Source organism: Halorubrum sp. CGM4_25_10-8A (assembly GCF_005435025.1).
GTDB classification, from domain to species: Archaea; Halobacteriota; Halobacteria; order Halobacteriales; family Haloferacaceae; genus Halorubrum; species Halorubrum ezzemoulense.
The window spans coordinates 1-434 of record NZ_SGTX01000066.1; the positions used below are offsets into that span (position 1 = coordinate 1).

The 434-nt window shown below is 55.5% G+C and carries 1 pseudogene; it reads left to right on the forward strand.

Going from position 1 to position 434, the window contains the following annotated elements:
- Positions 1-434: pseudogene (locus EXE52_RS18140) on the forward strand (IS1595 family transposase); the annotation flags it as partial.

The window sequence follows — 434 nt, forward strand, 5'->3', positions numbered from 1 at the left end:
CTGATCGAGCTAGGAGTCATAGAGATCAACACCGAGCCGCTCGATGCGCGCATCGAGCGGCGACTCAAGCGGTTCTGGGAGAATACATCCTGTCCTCGCTGTGGTCACCAGAGCATTATGACGTGGGAAAAACACGACCGAGTTCGGTGCCGTAATTGCGAATTTAAGCCAGTTTACACCCACGGAACGCCATTTCACGAGAAGCACCTCACCACAGGAGAGGTGCTTCTCGCTTTCACTCTCTACGCAGATACGCTGCTGAGTATCAACCAAATTGCGCCGCTGCTCGGTCGCGCTTACAAAACCGTTCACACGGCGATTCGGGAGGCGGAAGCCGCGGTTCAGCGCGGCTTCCCCCTCACCTGGGAACTGTTTAACCAGACCATCGATGGACCGACACAGGTCGACGAATCTGGCAAAGTCTGTTCTGGTTA